The sequence below is a fragment of the Stenotrophomonas sp. S39 genome, assembly GCF_016624665.1.
Classification (GTDB): Bacteria; Pseudomonadota; Gammaproteobacteria; order Xanthomonadales; family Xanthomonadaceae; genus Stenotrophomonas.
This window is the reverse complement of the sequence record NZ_JACVTT010000010.1, coordinates 44,980-61,457: the sequence shown is the minus strand read 5'-3', so window position 1 is coordinate 61,457 and position 16,478 is coordinate 44,980. Positions and strand designations below refer to the sequence as shown.

The following is a 16,478-nucleotide window of genomic DNA, read 5'->3' as shown; positions in this document are numbered from 1 at the left end:
GCGGTGGCCGCAGCGGCCACCGCCCGGTGCATCAACGGGCGCTGTCGACCACGGCGGCCGACACGGCCGGGGCCGCGTCGGCGTCCTCGGCGATCTGCCGCGGTGCCGGTTCGGCCACGGCCACGCCCAGGTAGCGCTGCATCAGCTCCTGCACGATCGGGCTCTTGCCGGCGAAGCCTTCGATCGACTTGCCCAGCGACACGGCCTTGACCAGGTTCTCGAACATGCCGCCGTCGCCACCGACCAGGTCGATGTCGGCATTGCGCAGCGCGCTGGCGATGACGTTGGCGTTCTCGCGCGAGACTTCCTTGCCCGCTTCGATGGAGGCCAGTGCCTGCTTCAGGCTGTTGTCCAGCATCATGCGGAACTCTTCGTGGCCACGTGCCTGGTCGCTCAGCGAGGCGATGGCTTCGAACTTGCGCACCAGGCCTTCGGCTTCGGCCAGCAGCTTCTTCTGCACCACGCCGGCTTCGGCGTTGCCCAGCGATTCGGTGGCGGTGGCACGGGCCAGGCCCATCTTCTCTTCGCCCTGGGCCTGCGCCTGCAGGGTTTCGGCCAGCACGCGGGCCTCGTTGCTGCCCTGCTTCAGGTTGGCTTCGGCCTTGGCTTCGATCACGCGGGCTTCGGCGATACCGACCTTCTCGATGGCCAGTGCGGAGGCTTCACGCACCTGCGCTTCGGCCAGGCCCGGCGCCGCCTGTTCGGCACGGAAGGCGTCGGCCAGCAGGCGCTTGGCTTCGGCCTGCTTGCCGGCCGCTTCGTGTTCGGCCTGGGCCAGGGTGGTCAGTTCCACCGCGCGGTGCTTGGAGGCGGTTTCGCGGGCCTGCGCTTCCTTCACTTCGCGCACCAGCGATTCCTGCGCCTTGGCTTCGGCTTCCAGGATCAGCACCTGCTTCTGGCGGTCGGCCTCGGAGACCTCGCGCACTTCCTTGATGCGCTCTTCTTCCTGGGCCACGGTCTTGTCGATGGAGATGCGTTCGCGGGTGATGTTGGCCACGTCCATCTTGCCCTGCTCGACCACCTTGTCACGCTCGACGCCCTGCAGCTGCACTTCGCGGTCGGTGGTGACCTGTTCCAGCTGGCGCGCGCGCTCCACGCGCTCGGCTTCGATGGCCACTGCACGCTGGCGGTTCTGTTCGGCCACTTCCACTTCGCGCAGGCGGTTCTGGTCACGGATGTCGATCAGCTGCTGCGCTTCGATGCGTGCGTTCTCGGACAGCTGGCGCTGCTCTTCCTGCACCTTGGCGGTCTCGGCTTCCTCGCGGGCGCGGATGGTCTCGATCTCGCGCTTCTGCCGCGCCTCGGCCTCGGCCTGCTGGCGTTCCAGGGCCAGCAGCGCTTCGCGCGCTTCCACGTTCTTCTTGGTGATGGCGAGCTTCTCGTTCTGCTCCAGCTCGTTGGTCACCACGTTCTGCGCGGCGGTCAGCTCGGTGATCTTGCGGATACCCTGCGCGTCGAGGATGTTGAACTGGTCCAGCAGCGATTTCGGGGTCTGCTCCAGGTAGTCGATGGCCACGTCTTCCAGCACATAGCCGTTCAGGTCGTTGCCGATGACCGCGATGATCTCGTCGCGGAATTCCTGGCGCTTCTCGAACAGCTCGGTGAAGTCGAACTTCTTGCCGACCGTCTTCAGCGCTTCGGAGAACTTGGCGTTGAACAGCTCATCGACGGCGTGCTTGTCCGAGGCACGGTCGGCACCGATGGCCTTGGCCACGCGCAGCACGTCGGCCTGGGTCTCGTTGACCCGCAGGTAGAAGGCCACGGCGATGTCGGCGCGCATGTTGTCGCGGCAGATCAGGCCTTCCTTGCCGCGGCGGTCGATCTGCAGGGTGATCAGGCTGATCCGCATCAGCTCGGCGCGGTACAGCACCGGGATGATCAGCGCACCGGTGAAGTGCACCTTGGGCGTGGCGCTCATGTCGTTGACGATCAGGGCCACGCCCTGGTCGACCTTGCGGTAGAACGCCTTGAACAGTCCCGCCAGGCCCAGCAGCAGGCCTACGAGGACGATGATCCCGATCAGGAAGGGGGCCGCGCCAGCAAAACTCATCAGTGATTCTCCTTGTTGCCCGGAAGCAGGTTGTCCTGGAAATCGAGGGCGACCGCATCAGCGCGGACCACCCGGTAGTAATGGTGTTCGGCCACGTGCTCGACCAGCACGATGCGCTCGCCACGCTGCAGTTCGATGTCGCTGCGCACCTGCAGCACCAGCCCGGCACCGCCGTCATCGACCGTGGCGTGGCCGCTGCGCGCATCCACCCGGGGCGAGGCGACCACGCCCACGCGCCCCAGCAGGGAGGCCTGTGCGACCGGCTGCAGGCGCTGCAGGAAGGTGCGGATGGGCCGCAGCAGCAGTGCGGTGATCGGCACCGCCGGCAGCGGCGCGAGCACGGCCACGAGCGTGCCGAAACCCCAGCGCAGCAGGTCCGGCAGCGGCAACAGTACGAACAGATGGATGAAATAGGTCAAGGCCCAGCCGAAGAAGCCCAGCAGGGTGACCACGACCATGACCGGCACGCCACCGAGGCCGAAGCGCTGCAGCAGGGCCGAGAGGCCGCTGAGATCGGTGTCACTGTCCAGCGCACCATCGGCGCCGAGATCGCCGAACCCGTCATCGACCAGGCCAAAAGCGGCAAGCCCCCAATAGATCAGCGACACCGCCAGCAGGACGCTGTACGGCAGGGTCGGGTAGCCGAACACGACGGTGAGGAATTCCTGCATCGCTTTGCCTTCCTGGGCTATGGGCGCGTGACGCCCCGTTCGGAATCCGCCGGGAGCGGTTCCGTCGATCCCGCCACGGCCCTCATGGCCATGGCTTCCCCTTCATCCTATGTGAAGAGGGTGTACAGGGACAAATGTGAAGACGCGCGCCGACCGCAGGCGGCGACGCGCGCGGGGTCGTGCCCGGTCACTCCAGCACGGTGCAGTCGGCGCTGCGCACCTCTTCGACGAACGTGCGCATCTTGTAGCCGTCCTTGATGCCCGGCTCGACCTCGATGCCGCTGGACACGTCAACGCCCCACGGCAGGGTGGCGAGGATGGCGTCCTTCACGTTCTCCGGGTTCAGCCCGCCGGCCAGCAGGAAGGGACGGTGCAGGCCGGTCGGAATGCGCGCCCAGTCGAAGGCCACGCCGGTGCCGCCACCGCCACCCGGGGCGTGGCTGTCGAACAGGAAACCGGCAGCACTGGGGTAGCGCAGCTGCAGGGTGCGCGCATTGACGTCCTCGCGACCGCCCATGGCGATCGCCTTCAGATACGGCATGTTGAAGCTGCGGCAGAAGCTTTCGTCTTCCTCGCCATGGAACTGCAGCAGGGTCGGACGCACGGTGCGCAGCACCTCACGCACTTCTTCCTTGCTGTTGCTGCGGAACAGCGCCACCACGTCGACCATCGGTGCGATCGCCTGGCGCATCGCCCGGGCTTCGGCCGGGGCCACCCGGCGGCTGCTTTCACGGGCGAAGATGAAACCCACCGCGTCCACGCCCAGTTCGCCGGCCAGGCGCACATCGCCGGCGCGGGTCATGCCACAGAACTTGATGCGGGTACGGTAGTAGGAGCGGCTCATAAGGTGACCTCGGCAGGCAGATGCCAGTTGTCGGGGTACAGCGGCCCCAGGAACACCAGCCCCTGCGGAGGTGCGGTAGGGCCGGCAACGGTTCGGTCGCGTCCGGCCAGCAGCTCGGCGATCCACTCCACCGGTTTCTCGCCGCTGCCGACCAGGATCAGCGAACCGACGATATTGCGGACCATGTGATGAAGGAATGCATTACCGCGCACCGCCACCTCGATGACCTCGCCCTGGCGGCTGACCTGCAGGGCCTGCAGCTCGCGCCGCGCATGCAGCGCCTGGCACTGCACCGAGCGGAACGCGCTGAAGTCGTTCTCGCCGAGCAGGGCCTGGCCGGCGGCATGCATGAGGGTCTCGTCCAGCGCCCGTCGTTCCCAGCTGAGGGTCTGCCGGTCCAGTGCCGGGCGCACCTCGCGGTTGAGCAGGCGGTAGCGGTAGCGGCGGGCGCGCGCCGAGAAGCGGGCGTGGAAATCGTCGGCCACCGGCACGCACCAGCGCACCGCGATGGAACGCGGCAGGCGGGTGGTGGTGCCCAGCATCCAGGCGCGCGGATCGCGCACCACGTCGGTATCGAAATGCACGACCTGGCACTGGCCGTGCACGCCGGCATCGGTGCGGCCGGCGCAGACCACCTGCAGCGGCGCATCGGCCACCGAGGACAAGGCCTTCTCCAGGCTGGCCTGGACGCTGGGTCCACCCTCGCCCAGGTTCTGCCAGCCCCTGAAATCGCTGCCGTCGTATTCGACGCCGAGCGCGTAACGCATGTGCTGCTACCTCGATGTTGCGGGTGGGACGGCGCTCAGGCCGGGTCGCGTTCGGACCAGACCGCCAGTTCGTTGCCACCGGGCTCGACGAACTGGAAGCGGCTGCCACCGGGGAAAGAGAAAACGGGCCGTACGATCTGGCCGCCAGCCGCGCGCACGGCCGCTTCGACCGGCGCCAGCAGATCGGCATACAGCACCAGCAGCGGTGCGCCGGCTTCGGCCCGCTGCGGCTGGCCACGGAAGAAGCCGCCCTGCAGGCGGCCATCGTCGAAGGCGGTGTAGTCCTCGCCGTAGTCGACGAACGACCAGCCGAACACGGCCTCGAAGAAGGCACGGCTGGCGGCCGGGTCGGCCGAGGCGAACTCAACGTAGTCGATGCGGTTTTCGCGGGTCATGGGCGGCGCCTGTGGTCCTGTGGTCAGTCCAGCCGGGCGAGCAGTTCGCGCGCCTGCGCCTGGCAGTGCACGTCGCCGTCGGTGGCGACTTCTTCCAGCAGCGTCCGCGCGGTCTGCGCGTCGCCGAGGTCGAGGTAGGCGATGGCCAGTTCCAGCCGCTCCTGGCCCGCGCGCGGGACCCAGTCGGGGTCGCTGGATCCATCGGCCGCCACCGCCTCGTCGAGGGGCGCGGCCGCGGGCGGCGCAGCCTCCGCCGGTTCGGCCGGCAGATCGAACACGCCGCGGAACTCCGGCTGCTGCTCGGCCTGCAGCGCGTAATCGGGCACGCCGACCTCATCGGCCGGTTCCGGCGGGGCGGGCGAGAACTCGGGCGCGGGTTCATCCCAGCGCGGGGCGTCACTCACCGCCGGCGGCAGTTCGTCGCCCTCGTCGGTCACCAGCGCCCCTACCTGCCAGGACGTCTCGACGTCGGCAGCAGGCGGTGCCATCGGTTCTTCGACCGGCTCGGGCGGCAGCGCATCCTGGTCGGCATGCGCCTGGGCGGCACGGTCGTCTTCGAGGGCCCAGGCCGGCATCGACGGTTCCTGGCGGCCATCCTCTTCGTGGCCAGCGGCCCACGACGACTGCTCGGCCAGCGAATCCAGCGCGGCACCGGCAGGCACCGCTGCGGCCAGGGCCACGGCGTCGCCTTCCTCACGCAGCGGGGGCAACGGCGAGGGCTTGCGCCGGCGCAGCAGCCAGGCGGCACCGGCCACCAGCAGCAACAGCGGCAGGCCCAGCCAGTACCACGGCGTGCCGCCGGCGGGTGCGCCGGGTGGTTGCGCCAGGCGCTGCTGGGCAGCGGCCAGGTCGTTGTCCTTCATCGCAATCAAGGACTGCTGCTGTTCCTTCAGCTTCTCCAGCTCGGCCACGCGCTGCTTCAGCTCACCGATCTCGGCATCGCGGGTGGCAACGTCTTCCCTGGCCTGCCGCAGTTGTTCATTGCCCAGCATGTCACCCTCGCTGCCGGCACCGGTGCCGGTGGTTGTGCCCGCGTGCGCGGCGTCGGACGCCAGCGCCGGAGCGATCTCAAGACGTGCCCCTGCGCTGGCAGCAGCAGCAGCGGGCGTGGCGGTGGCGGCCACGGGCGCGGCCGCCGGTGCACCGGCAGGCTGCGGCATCGTGCGCGCCTGGCGCCACTGCGCGGCATGCTCGCGGACCAGCGCGGCGGCTTCGTTGCCGTCGATCGCGGCCAGGGCGTCGCTGCCCGGCACGCGCAGTACCGCGCCCTGCTTGAGCAGGTTGACGTTGCCGCGGATGAAGGCCTCCGGATTGGCACGCAGCAGGGCGATCATCGCCCGCTCCCGGCTGATCTGGTTGCCCCGGGCCAGCGCACCGGCAATCTGCGAAAGGGTCTGGCCCTGCTGCACGGTGATGCTGCCGTCGGCAGCGGCACGGGCAGCGGGTGCGGCAGCACGCGGTCGCGGCTCGGCCGGTCGCGCCGCGGTGGCCGGCGCGGCCGGGGCGGCGGCAGGCGCCTGCGCTGCCGGCGGCGGCGGCGTATCGCGGGTGATGGTGTTGCCCAGCACCCCGGCCGGGGCGACGATTTCCGGCTCGGCCACGGCCAGTGCACTGGCCGGTGCATCGACCAGGGCGGAATATTCGCGGACCAGACGGCCCTGGCCCCAGTCGGCTTCGACCAGGAAGCTCAGCGACGGGGTTTCCACCGGAGCCTGCGAGGTCACCCGCACCACCGCCCTGCCCTGGCTGTTGGTGGTCAGTTCGAACTGGAGTTCGCTGACCAGGCCGGTCGGCCGCTGCAGGCCGACCCGCTCGAAGGTGGCGGCCGAGGCCAGCGCCACGCGCAGGTTCTCGAGCTCGGAAGGATCGGCGGACACCACCGGGATCTCGGCCAGCAGGGGCTGGCCGGGGCGTGACAGCACGCGGATGTCGCCCAGGCCCAGGGCCATGGCCGAACTGCTGGCCAGTGCCAGCAGCGCGGCGGAGAGATAGATGAGCGGGCGCGATGCGCCCCTGGCCCGTTTATTCATGGGCGACACTATAAAGCGTGCGGACCGCGGTCCGCATCCATGTAGAGCCGAGCCCGTGCTCGGCTGCTCGGCTGCTCGGCTGCTCGGCTGCTCGGGATGAGCCGAGCATGGGCTCGGCTCTACAGAAAAGGCCGGGCATTGCCCGGCCCTCCAATCAGCGCTGTTCGGCGGCGACCAGCTCGGCCAGCTGCACGGCGTTCAGCGCCGCGCCCTTGCGCACGTTGTCCGAGACGATCCACAGGTTCAGGCCGCGCGGGTGCGACAGGTCTTCACGGATGCGGCCGACGTACACCGCATCGGTGCCCGAGGCGTGGGTGACCGGGGTCGGGTAGCCACCAGCTTCATGGCGGTCCACCACTTCCACGCCCGGCGACTGCTCCAGCAGCGCGCGCGCTTCGGCCACGGTCACCTTGTCGCGGGTTTCGATCGCCACCGATTCGGAGTGGCCGTAGAACACCGGCACGCGCACGGCGGTCGGGTTCACCAGGATGCTCTCGTCACCGAGGATCTTGCGGGTTTCCCAGACCAGCTTCATCTCTTCCTTGGTGAAGCCGTTGTCCTGGAAGTCGTCGATGTGCGGGATCAGGTTGAAGGCGATCTGCACCGGGAAGCGCTGCGGATCGATCTCCTGGAAGCTCAGCAGCTGGCCGGTCTGCTTGCCCAGCTCTTCCATCGCCGAACGGCCGCCGCCGGACACCGACTGGTAGGTGGAGACGTTGATGCGCTCGATGCCGTACTTGCGGTGCAGCGGCGCCAGCGCCACCAGCATCTGCATGGTCGAGCAGTTCGGGTTGGCGATGATGCCGCGCGGACGGTTGCCGACCTGGTCCGGGTTGACCTCGGACACCACCAGCGGCACGTCATCGTCGTAACGGAAGGCCGAGGAGTTGTCGATCACCACCGCACCGGCGGCGGCGAACTTCGGCGCGTATTCCTTGGACACGCTGCCACCGGCCGAGAACAGGGCGATCTCCACGCCGCTGGGGTCGAAGGTGGCCAGGTCCTGGATCTTCACCTTCTGGCCTTCGAACTCGACTTCGCCGCCGGCCGAGCGCTCGGAGGCGAGCAGGCTCAGGGTACCGACCGGGAAGTTGCGCTCGGCCAGGATGGCCAGCATGGTCTCGCCGACGGCACCGGTGGCACCGACGATGGCGACGTGGAAGCTGCGTTGTGCATTGCTCATGGGGGAACTCTCACGAAAACGGGAAGGGGAAAAACTCACGCACGACAGCTGGGTTCGGGGAACCTCCTCAGGCGGGGCGCGCAGAGGTTCCCTATCGTTTCCCGGTTTTTTTGCCCAGCGCGGCACGCGCGGCGAGGGCCGCGTCGGCATTGATCGCGCTCGGCATGCGCGCTGCTTCGCCGGCCAGGCCGAGGCCGGCCAGCAGGTTGTCCACGGCCAGCTGCACCATGGCGGTACGGGTACCCAGCGAGGCGCTGCCGATATGCGGGGTCAGCACCACGTTGCGCAGCGCCAGCAGTTCCGGGCGCACCTTCGGTTCGCCTTCGTAGACATCCAGGCCGGCGGCGGCCAGGCGGCCATGGGCCAGCGCATCGGCCAGGGCCAACTCGTCGACGATGCCGCCGCGGGCGATGTTCACCAGGGTGGCCGACGGCTTCATCTTCGCCAGCGCGGCCGCATCGATGATGTGGTGCGAGGCGGGGGTGTACGGCAGCACGGTGACCAGGTGGTCGGACTGCGCCAGCAACGTGTCCAGGTCCACGTAGGTCGCGCCCAGTGCCGCTTCGGTCTCGGCCGGCAGGCGCGAACGGTTGTGGTACAGCACCTTCATGCCGAACCCGTGTGCACCCCGGCGGGCGATGCCTTGGCCGATGCGGCCCATGCCGAGGATGCCCAGCGTGCTGCCGTGAATGTCGGCGCCGAGCATGGTCTGGAACGACCACTGGCCCCACTGCCCGTCACGCAGCCAGCGCTCGGATTCGGTGATGCGGCGCGCAGTGGCCATCAGCAGGGCGAAACCGAGGTCGGCCGTGGTCTCGGTGAGCACGTCCGGGGTGTTGCTGGCGAGGATGCCGGCCGCGCTCAGCGCGTCGACATCCAGGTTGTTGTAGCCGACGCCGACGTTGGCGATCACCTGCAGCTGCGCGGCATCGGCCACCTGGGCCGCGCCGATGCGCTCGTTGAGGGTGATGATCGCGCCGTCGACCGAGGCCAGGCGCTCGGCGATCTGCTGCGGCGACCAGGCGGTGACGGTATCGGTGGCCAGCAGCTGCACGCGATCGCGCAGCGGCGCGATGGCCGCGTCGATCAGCGGCTGGCTCACCCACACCGTCGGCCGGGTATCAGCCATCGATCTGCCCGGGAATGCGCGGGGTGATGGTGCCGACATCGCCGCACTGGGCGCGGTGGCGCAGCGCCTGGTCCATCAGCACCAGGGCCATCATCGCCTCGGCGATGGGCGTGGCGCGGATGCCGACGCAGGGGTCGTGGCGGCCGGTGGTGACCACCTCGACCACGTTGCCTTCGGTATCCAGCGACGGGCCCGGCAGGCGCAGGCTGGAGGTCGGCTTGAGGACGATGGACGCGACCACCGGCTGGCCGGTGGAAATGCCACCGAGGATGCCGCCGGCATGGTTGCTGGCAAACCCCTGCGGGGTCAGCAGGTCACGGTGTTCGGTGCCCTTCTGCGCGGCGCTGGCGAAGCCGTCGCCGATCTCCACGCCCTTCACTGCATTGATGCTCATCAGCGCGGCGGCGAGATCGCCGTCGAGCTTGCCGTAGATGGGTTCGCCCCAACCCGGCGGCACGTTGTCGGCCACCACGTCCACGCGCGCACCGACCGAATCACCGGACTTGCGCAGCGCATCCATGTACGCCTCCAGCTCGGGCACCTGTTCGGCATGCGGCCAGAAGAACGGATTGTCTTCCACCGCCGACCAGTCGAAACCGGCCGGACGGATCTCGCCCAGCTGCGACAGGTAGCCACGCACGGTCACGCCGAAGCGTTCGGCCAGCCACTTCTTGGCGACCACGCCGGCGGCCACGCGCATGGTGGTCTCGCGCGCGGAAGAACGGCCGCCACCGCGCGGGTCGCGGATGCCGTACTTGTGCCAGTAGCTGTAGTCGGCATGGCCCGGCCGGAACTGCTGGCCGATGTTGGCGTAATCCTTGCTGCGCTGGTCGGTGTTGCGGATCAGCAGCGCGATCGGGGTGCCGGTGGTCAGGCCCTCGTACACGCCAGACAGGATCTCGACTTCGTCGGCCTCGCGGCGCGCCGAGGTGTGCCGGCTCTTGCCGGTGGCGCGGCGCTGCAGGTCGTGGGCGAATTCGGCCGCATCCAGCGCCAGCCCCGGCGGGCAACCGTCGAGCACGCAGCCGATGGCCGGCCCGTGCGACTCGCCGAACGTGGTGACGGTGAACAGCTTGCCGAACGAATTGGAACTCACGGGCGCTGCGCCGCCAGTTCGGTGATGCGGGCGCTGTGGGCGATCAGCTCGCGGCATTCGACCGCGAAGATGCCCATCTGGCCGACCTTGAATTCAACCCAGGCGAAATCGACTTCCGGCAGCAGCTTGATCAGGTGCTGTTCGGATTCCCCCACTTCGCAGATCAGCAGGCCGTCCTCGCTCAGGTGCAGCGGGGCGTCGCGCAGGATCTTCAGCACCAGGTCCAGGCCGTCATCGCCGGCACGCAGGCCCATTTCCGGCTCGTAGGAGTATTCCTGCGGCAGGGCATCGGTCTCGTCGTTGGTGACGTACGGCGGGTTGGTGACGATGAGGTCGTAGTGGCGCCCGGTCAGGCCGTTGAACAGGTCCGACTTCAGCAGGGTGACGTTGTGCGCCTGCAGGCGTTCCTTGTTCTCTTCGGCCAGCGACAGCGCGTCATCGCTCAGGTCGACGCCGTCCACTTCCCAGTTCGGGTAGTAGTGGCCCATGGCGATGGCGATGCAGCCCGAACCAGTGCACAGGTCCAGCGCGCGGCTGACGTCACGGCCGGCCAGCCACGGCTCGAAGCCGCACTCGATCAGCTCGGCGATCGGCGAACGCGGCACCAGGGCGCGCGAATCACTCTTGAAGCTGAGGCCGGCGAACCAGGCTTCACCGGTCAGGTAGGCGGCCGGGACGCGCTCGTCGATGCGGCGCTGGAACAGCTCCAGCACGCGGACCTTCTCGGCCTGCAGCAGGCGTGCCTGGCCGTAGGCCGGGCCGAGGTCGTGCGGCAGGTGCAGGCTGTGCAGCACCAGCTGGGTGGCCTCGTCCAGGGCGTTGTCGTAGCTGTGCCCGAAGGTCAGCCCGGCTTCGTTGAAACGGCTGGTGCCGTAGCGGATCAGGTCGATGATCGTGTGGAGTTCGGCGGCCGTTTCAGCGGTCATGGCGGTACTGCGGGCAAAGTGGCCCACGATTATAGGGGCTGGCGCCCGCGGCGGCATCCGTTGCGACGGAAACGATCAGGCTGCAGCCGGTATGATGGGGATTACTTCCTGCGGGGGCTCCCATGTTCAATCGCAACGTCGGCATCATCCTGCTGATCGCCCTGGCGGCGGGCCTGGGCCTGCTGGCCGCGCAGCAGGTGTTCGCGCCGAAGCCGCCGGCCAACCAGCCGGCCACCGAAGCGATCACCCTGTACCCGCACACCCGCGAGCTGCCCGACTTCAACCTGGCCCAGTCCGATGGCACCCGGCTCATCCCCGGCGAGCTGAAGGGCCACTGGACCCTGGTGTTCCTGGGCTTCACCTTCTGCCCGGACGTGTGCCCGACCACCCTGGCCGAGCTGGCCGGTGCGCAGAACCAGTGGGAGGCCCTGCCCGACACTCTGCGCCCGCGCGTGCTGTTCGTTTCGGTGGACCCGGACCGTGACAACGCCACCCGCCTGGGCGAGTACGTGCACGGCTTCCACAAGGACACCCTGGCCGCCACCGCCGACATCCCGTCGCTGGAGCGCTTCGCCACCTCGCTGGGCTTCGTGTTCCAGAAGGTGCCGGGCAAGCATTTCGACGAGAATCCCGAGGATTACACCGTCGAGCACTCGGCCAGCCTGGCCGTGCTCGACCCGCAGGGCCGGCTTGCCGGCCTGGTGCGGCCCCCGTTCAACGCGCCGGCCATCGCCCGCGACCTGCAGAAGCTGACCGAGAAATCCGCCCCATGAGCCTGACCACCGCCCTGACGTACGCCCTGCCCCACCGCCTGCTGTCCTCGATGGCGCGCTCGCTGGCGTACTCGGACGACCCGCGCGTGTCGCGCTGGCTGATCGATACGGTCACCCGCAAGTTCAACGTCAACCTCGACGAAGCGGCCAACCCCGATCCGCGCAGCTACCCGACCTTCAACCAGTTCTTCACCCGCGCCCTGAAGCCGGGCGCACGCGTGGCCGACGCCGATCCGCGCAGCCTGGTGATGCCGGCCGACGGCCGCATCAGCCAGCTGGGGAAGATCGAGGCCGGCCGCATCTTCCAGGCCAAGGGCCAGTCCTTCACCGCCGCCGAGCTGCTGGGCAGCGAGGAGGACGCCAAGCCGTACAACGACGGCCTGTACGCCACGGTGTACCTGTCCCCGCGTGACTACCACCGCGTGCACATGCCCTGGACCGGCACACTGCGCGAGACCGTGCACGTGCCCGGCCGCCTGTTCAGCGTCGGCCCGGCCGCGGTGAACGGCGTGCCGCGCCTGTTTGCCCGCAACGAGCGCCTGGTCTGCCACTTCGATACCAGCTTCGGCCCGATGGTCAGCGTGATGGTCGGTGCGCTGCTGGTGTCCGGGGTGGAAACGGTGTGGAGCGGCGAAGAAATCCCGGCCTACGGCGACCGCATCACCCGCAAGGATTATCGTGGCCAGGGCATCCAGCTGGAGCGCTTCGCCGAAATGGCGCGCTTCAACTACGGCTCGACCGTGATCGTGCTGCTGCCGCCGGGCGTGGCCGAGTTCGCGCCGCAGCTGGGCGCCGAAAGCCCGGTGCAGCTGGGCCAGGCGCTGGCGAAGCTGCGCTGAGGAAGCGGCAACAATGCCGGCCAGCGGCCGGCACTACCGGGTCGGTAGATCCACGCCGTGCGTGGATGGATTCACCACCGGGCCGGTAGATCCACGCCGTGCGTGGATGGATCCACCGCGATGCCGGCCAGCGGCCGGCACTACTGCAGGGTCGGGGCCGGGCCGACGTCGACGCCGTCGTAGTCTTCCACGCCGGTCTGGCTGGCCAGGGCGGCCAGCTCCTGGTTGCGCAGGTCCAGCGAGGTCTCGTCGTGGATTTCCACGCGCTCCACGTGCAGCACGTGGAAGGGCGCATCGCCCTCCTCCGGCTCCTGCTCGAACAGCTCCACCACCTCATAGCCCTGGGCTTCCAGGGTGGCCGCCAGCGCCTGCAGGCGGTCCGGGGTGGAGTGCACGAAGTAATAGCCCCACAGCAGGGGCGTGGCGAGATCCCAGTCGGTGTTCTCGCGCAGGTTGGCGAACAGATCGCGGGTTGCTTCCAGGTCCATGGCTCTCTTCCGGTTCGGTTACTTGTCGCAGCCCTGCAGCTTCAGCACCTGGCCGGGGCGCAGGCTGTAGCTGGGGGCCTTCAGGCCGTTGGCGCGCGCCAGGGTCGGCACTTCGCACTGGAACTTCGCCGCGATGCGGCCCAGGGTGTCGCCCTTGCCGACCTTGTAGGTCTTGGCAGGCTTGGCCCTGGGCGCAGCCGGACGCGGCGCAGCCACCGGCGCGCTCGGTGCGGTCGGCACCGTGGTACTGGCGTTCGGGTCGGCCAGCGGCACGACGCCACCCACCGCCACGCTGCCGGTGTAGCTGGCGGCGGTCGGGCGCACGATGGCCGCGTTCAGGTCGGCGGTGATGAGGGTGCGGGCGAGGTCCGCGCGCGGGCCGCTGACGCAGTTGCGCTGGTACAGGCCGGCAATGCGGGTGGTGGCATTGATCAGCGTGCCGGCCGGAATCCAGCCATCGGCTTCATAGCGCGGGTTGAGGTTGCGCAGCACGCGCATGTAGCCATCACGGGTGCCGTGGCTGCCCAGGCAGATGGTCAGCTCGTAGATGGTGGTGGACTTGGCCAGGCGCAGCGTCGCCGGCTGCGCGCTGATCTTCGGGAACTCCACGCCGTACTGCTGCGGGTGCAGGAAGATCCAGGCGGCAGCGATCACCATCGGCACGTAGTCCTTGGTCTCGCCGGGGAACTGGTTGTAGACGCTGTCGGTCCAGAAGCTCTGCCCGCCGCTCTGCTTGAACACGCGCGCGGCGCGGCCTTCGCCGCCGTTGTAGGCGGCCACCGACATTTCCACGTTGTTGTTCAGTTCGCGCAGGCGTTCGTTGAGATAGCTGGCGCTGGCTTCGGCGGCACTGCGCGCGTCAAAGCGCGTATCGAAGCCGGTGCCGTCCGGGCCCAGCCCGAAGCGGCGGCCGGTGGCGGGCATGAACTGCATCAGGCCGGCAGCGCCAGCGCGCGAGGAGGCATGCACGCGGCCATTGGATTCCTTGGCCATGATGCCGAACAGCAGCGCTTCGGGCAGGCCGCGTTTTTCCCACTCGGGCCACATCACCGCGCGCAGGTTCTGGTAGTTCTCGTAGCTGGTCAGCAGCGCCGGGCGCATGTCGGTCAGCCAGCGGCGGATGCCCGCCTGCACGGCCGGGTTGTAATCGACCATGTTGTCGAAGGCATGACGCTTGTCATTGAGCAGGGCCGCGGCGCGGGCCGCCTCGGGCACATCGGCGGTGAGCGGGCCGACGTGGTCCGGGTCGGCTTCCAGGCGGTCGCCGCTTTCATCGGCGGCGTCATCGCTGGCGGCCGCGTCGGCATCACGCTTGAGCAGGCGCTTGTAGGTGGCCAGCATGTTGCTCATCTGGCAGCCCTTCTGCTTCACGCATTCGCTGATGACATCTTCCATGTCCTCCAGCGCGGCGTCGGCTTCGTTGCTGCCCTTCGGGTCGGAATTGGCGACCAGCAGCAGGGCATCGCTGTAGCGTTTCTCGGCGGTGGCCATGCGCTGCTGCAACGCCTCGGCCTTCGCCTGGTCCCGCGCCGAGACACGCTGCGCATGGGCGTCGGGCGCCAGGGATACCAGGCCGGCAAGTGCCAGCAGCGGCCAACCACGGGAAATCAGGACAGGAACGGGCATTGGTGGCACTGTGTGCGAAACAGGCAGGCAGAGTAGCGGGGCCGCCAAGGTCCGGGCAACCCGGCCGTCGGCCCGCCACCGTCGCCGGTTAACATTGGGCGCATTCACCACAAGGGCTGGACCATGGATCCGATTCTGCTGGGCAAAGGCATCACCGATGATGTGGCCGTCACCCTGCTGCCGAAACTCGGCAACCGCCATGGCCTGGTCGCCGGCGCCACCGGCACCGGCAAGACCGTGACCCTGATGACCCTGGCCGAGGGTTTCTCGCGGCTGGGCGTGCCGGTGTTCCTGGCCGATGTGAAGGGCGATGTGTCCGGCCTGGCCGTGCCCGGTACCGGTGCCGATGCGCTGCTGCAGCGCGCCGCCGAGATCGGCGTGGCCGACTATGCCCCGGCCGCCAGCCCCACCGTGTTCTGGGATCTCTACGGCAAGCTCGGCCACCCGGTGCGCACCACCATCAGCGAAATGGGCCCGACCCTGCTGGCGCGCATCCTGGAGTTGAACGACACCCAGGCCGGCGTGCTCGACATCGTCTTCAAGCTGGCCGACGACCGCGGTCTGCTGCTGCTGGACATGGATGACCTGCGCGCCCTGCTCGGCCTGGTGGCCGAGGAGCGCAAGGACATCTCCACCGAGTACGGCCTGGTCAGCGCGCAGTCGATCGCCGCCATCCAGCGCGCGGTGCTGCGTTTGGCCCAGGACGGCGGCGAAGGCTTCTTCGGCGAACCGGCGCTGGAACTGGCCGACCTCATGCGGGTCAACCACGACGGCCGCGGCGTGGTCGGCATCCTCGCCGCCGACCAGCTGGTGCTCAAGCCCAAGCTCTATTCCACCTTCCTGCTGTGGCTGCTGTCGGAACTGTTCGAGCAGCTGCCCGAAGTGGGCGATCTGGACAAGCCAAAGCTGGTCTTCATCTTCGACGAGGCGCACCTGCTGTTCGACGACGCGCCGGCCTCGCTGGTGCAGCGCATCGAGCAGGTGGTGCGGCTGATCCGCTCCAAGGGCGTGGGCGTGTACTTCTGCTCGCAGTTCCCCGACGACGTGCCGGGCAACATCCTCGGCCAGCTCGGCAACCGCGTGCAGCATGCGCTGCGCGCCTTCACCCCGCGCGACCAGAAGGCGGTGAAGACCGCCGCCGAGACCTTCGTGCCGAACCCGAAGCTGGACGTGGCCAAGGTGCTCAGCCAGCTCGGCACCGGCGAGGCACTGGTATCCACGCTGCAGGACAAGGGCGTGCCGATGCCGGTGCAGCAGACGATGATCGCCCCGCCGCGCTGCCGCATGGGGCCGATCACCGAGGCCGAGCGCGCGCAGGTGCGTGCGGGCAGCCCGGTCGGCACCCGTTACGACACCGCGGTGAACCGTGAATCGGCAGCCGAGCTGCTGGCCCAGCGCGCGCAGAAGGCCACCGAGAAAGCCGCAGCCCCGGCCGCCCGCAGCCGCGAACAGGATGACGCACAGGAAGGCGGCTTCGGCCAATCGATCAAGGATGCGATCTTCGGCACCAAGCGCCGCCAGGGCATGATCGAAACCATGGCCAAGCAGACCACGCGCACCGTCGGCACCAAGCTGGGCAACCAGATCGTGCGTGGCATCCTCGGCGGCATCTTCGGCGGCAAGCGCTGATCTGCTGCTGCCCCGCTCCCCATTCGTCACCC

Annotated in this window: 15 protein-coding genes; 3 read left to right on the top strand and 12 right to left on the bottom strand. The window is 68.8% G+C overall.

The annotated features are described in order from the left end of the window. Positions 1-31: 31 nt before the first annotated feature. The 10 genes from IAE41_RS05110 to prmB form a co-directional block, all read right to left on the bottom strand. Positions 32-2,050 carry a hypothetical protein gene (locus IAE41_RS05110; protein WP_108758127.1) on the bottom strand — a complete coding sequence of 673 codons (2,019 nt, stop codon included), beginning with the start codon at positions 2,048-2,050 and terminating at the stop codon, positions 32-34. Then, complete coding sequence (locus IAE41_RS05105) at positions 2,050-2,721, bottom strand: OB-fold-containig protein (RefSeq protein WP_200732323.1); 672 nt, start codon at positions 2,719-2,721, stop codon at positions 2,050-2,052. The genes IAE41_RS05110 and IAE41_RS05105 overlap by 1 nt, the downstream gene beginning before the upstream one ends. 187 nt (positions 2,722-2,908) lie before the next feature. Continuing rightward, complete coding sequence (locus tag IAE41_RS05100; RefSeq protein WP_200732322.1) at positions 2,909-3,565, bottom strand: phosphoribosylanthranilate isomerase; 657 nt, start codon at positions 3,563-3,565, stop codon at positions 2,909-2,911. Next, positions 3,562-4,332: a tRNA pseudouridine(38-40) synthase TruA gene (truA, locus tag IAE41_RS05095; RefSeq protein ID WP_200732321.1), complete on the bottom strand. Its 771-nt coding sequence runs from the start codon at positions 4,330-4,332 to the stop codon at positions 3,562-3,564. The genes IAE41_RS05100 and truA overlap by 4 nt, the downstream gene beginning before the upstream one ends. Before the next feature lie 35 nt (positions 4,333-4,367). Then, entirely contained in the window at positions 4,368-4,727 is a 360-nt protein-coding gene (locus IAE41_RS05090; protein WP_079222632.1) for a VOC family protein, read from the bottom strand. Positions 4,728-4,750: 23 nt separating this feature from the next. Further along, a complete protein-coding gene (locus IAE41_RS05085; RefSeq protein ID WP_200732320.1) occupies positions 4,751-6,757 on the bottom strand; it encodes a FimV/HubP family polar landmark protein in 2,007 nt (668 codons plus the stop codon). Between the two features lie 154 nt (positions 6,758-6,911). Next, positions 6,912-7,940, bottom strand: coding sequence for an aspartate-semialdehyde dehydrogenase (locus tag IAE41_RS05080; protein ID WP_164072893.1), 1,029 nt, complete (start codon positions 7,938-7,940; stop codon positions 6,912-6,914). A 91-nt stretch (positions 7,941-8,031) separates the two neighbouring features. Continuing rightward, complete coding sequence (locus tag IAE41_RS05075) at positions 8,032-9,069, bottom strand: D-glycerate dehydrogenase (protein ID WP_079222635.1); 1,038 nt, start codon at positions 9,067-9,069, stop codon at positions 8,032-8,034. Continuing rightward, complete coding sequence (gene aroC, locus IAE41_RS05070; protein ID WP_079222636.1) at positions 9,062-10,165, bottom strand: chorismate synthase; 1,104 nt, start codon at positions 10,163-10,165, stop codon at positions 9,062-9,064. The genes IAE41_RS05075 and aroC overlap by 8 nt, the downstream gene beginning before the upstream one ends. Continuing rightward, on the bottom strand, positions 10,162-11,091 hold the full coding sequence (prmB, locus tag IAE41_RS05065) for a 50S ribosomal protein L3 N(5)-glutamine methyltransferase (RefSeq protein WP_108770725.1): 930 nt from the start codon (positions 11,089-11,091) through the stop codon (positions 10,162-10,164). The genes aroC and prmB overlap by 4 nt, the downstream gene beginning before the upstream one ends. Positions 11,092-11,213: 122 nt before the next feature. Between prmB and IAE41_RS05060 the strand changes: the two genes are divergently transcribed. Beyond that, the gene (locus IAE41_RS05060; protein WP_108747100.1) at positions 11,214-11,864 is read left to right on the top strand and encodes an SCO family protein; all 651 of its coding nucleotides are present in this window, start codon (positions 11,214-11,216) and stop codon (positions 11,862-11,864) included. Then, on the top strand, positions 11,861-12,703 hold the full coding sequence (gene asd / locus IAE41_RS05055) for an archaetidylserine decarboxylase (RefSeq protein ID WP_079222638.1): 843 nt from the start codon (positions 11,861-11,863) through the stop codon (positions 12,701-12,703). The genes IAE41_RS05060 and asd overlap by 4 nt, the downstream gene beginning before the upstream one ends. 140 nt (positions 12,704-12,843) lie before the next feature. On the opposite strand, the gene IAE41_RS05050 is transcribed toward asd, so the two are convergent. Beyond that, positions 12,844-13,191, bottom strand: a complete 348-nt coding sequence (locus tag IAE41_RS05050) for a ribonuclease E inhibitor RraB (protein WP_200732319.1) — start codon at positions 13,189-13,191, stop codon at positions 12,844-12,846. 18 nt (positions 13,192-13,209) lie between these two features. Continuing rightward, positions 13,210-14,817 (bottom strand): transglycosylase SLT domain-containing protein, encoded by a 1,608-nt coding sequence (locus IAE41_RS05045; protein WP_108758117.1) that lies wholly within the window; start codon positions 14,815-14,817, stop codon positions 13,210-13,212. A 123-nt stretch (positions 14,818-14,940) separates the two neighbouring features. On the opposite strand from IAE41_RS05045, the gene IAE41_RS05040 reads away from it, so the two are divergent. Next, positions 14,941-16,446 (top strand): helicase HerA-like domain-containing protein, encoded by a 1,506-nt coding sequence (locus tag IAE41_RS05040; RefSeq protein WP_108747104.1) that lies wholly within the window; start codon positions 14,941-14,943, stop codon positions 16,444-16,446. The last annotated feature ends 32 nt before the right edge of the window (positions 16,447-16,478 follow it).

What these genes read in the sequence shown, in the direction of transcription:
- IAE41_RS05100 (WP_200732322.1), bottom strand. Translation starts at nt 3,565, where the DNA reads ATGAGCCGCTCCTACTACCGTACCCGCATCAAGTTCTGTGGCATGACC.
- asd (WP_079222638.1), top strand. Translation starts at nt 11,861, where the DNA reads ATGAGCCTGACCACCGCCCTGACGTACGCCCTGCCCCACCGCCTGCTG.
- IAE41_RS05050 (WP_200732319.1), bottom strand. Translation starts at nt 13,191, where the DNA reads ATGGACCTGGAAGCAACCCGCGATCTGTTCGCCAACCTGCGCGAGAAC.
- IAE41_RS05080 (WP_164072893.1), bottom strand. Translation starts at nt 7,940, where the DNA reads ATGAGCAATGCACAACGCAGCTTCCACGTCGCCATCGTCGGTGCCACC.
- IAE41_RS05040 (WP_108747104.1), top strand. Translation starts at nt 14,941, where the DNA reads ATGGATCCGATTCTGCTGGGCAAAGGCATCACCGATGATGTGGCCGTC.
- IAE41_RS05060 (WP_108747100.1), top strand. Translation starts at nt 11,214, where the DNA reads ATGTTCAATCGCAACGTCGGCATCATCCTGCTGATCGCCCTGGCGGCG.
- prmB (WP_108770725.1), bottom strand. Translation starts at nt 11,091, where the DNA reads ATGACCGCTGAAACGGCCGCCGAACTCCACACGATCATCGACCTGATC.
- IAE41_RS05045 (WP_108758117.1), bottom strand. Translation starts at nt 14,817, where the DNA reads ATGCCCGTTCCTGTCCTGATTTCCCGTGGTTGGCCGCTGCTGGCACTT.
- IAE41_RS05085 (WP_200732320.1), bottom strand. Translation starts at nt 6,757, where the DNA reads ATGAATAAACGGGCCAGGGGCGCATCGCGCCCGCTCATCTATCTCTCC.
- IAE41_RS05075 (WP_079222635.1), bottom strand. Translation starts at nt 9,069, where the DNA reads ATGGCTGATACCCGGCCGACGGTGTGGGTGAGCCAGCCGCTGATCGAC.
- truA (WP_200732321.1), bottom strand. Translation starts at nt 4,332, where the DNA reads ATGCGTTACGCGCTCGGCGTCGAATACGACGGCAGCGATTTCAGGGGC.
- IAE41_RS05105 (WP_200732323.1), bottom strand. Translation starts at nt 2,721, where the DNA reads ATGCAGGAATTCCTCACCGTCGTGTTCGGCTACCCGACCCTGCCGTAC.
- IAE41_RS05110 (WP_108758127.1), bottom strand. Translation starts at nt 2,050, where the DNA reads ATGAGTTTTGCTGGCGCGGCCCCCTTCCTGATCGGGATCATCGTCCTC.
- IAE41_RS05090 (WP_079222632.1), bottom strand. Translation starts at nt 4,727, where the DNA reads ATGACCCGCGAAAACCGCATCGACTACGTTGAGTTCGCCTCGGCCGAC.